A 232-nucleotide genomic window follows, 5' to 3' on the forward strand; every position below is an offset into this window, starting at 1 on the left:
AATCCCCGAATGGGAGCAAGTGCTTTCCGCCGGTGCGGTTTGCCTCATCATGCTGATGGCCGCTAGCGCATATGGCTATGCCGCCAACTGGCGCACCGAATGGGTGGCCTATGACGACGAGGCGCTGGCGCTACTCGGCATCAAGCCCGGGGAGAAGGTCGCGGGCTTCATCCATATCGGTTCGAGCGATTTCCCGACACCCGACCGGCCGCGGCCGGAGCTGTCGCAGATC

The 232-nt window shown here is 63.8% G+C and carries 1 protein-coding gene; it reads left to right on the plus strand.

The annotated features are described in order from the left end of the window. A partial coding sequence (locus tag KVS69_RS20770; RefSeq protein WP_217540241.1) for a nitroreductase family protein occupies positions 1-232 on the plus strand: 232 nt, incomplete at both ends.

This window comes from Stenotrophomonas sp. GbtcB23 (assembly GCF_019091045.1).
GTDB lineage: Bacteria > Pseudomonadota > Gammaproteobacteria > Xanthomonadales > Xanthomonadaceae > Stenotrophomonas > Stenotrophomonas rhizophila_A.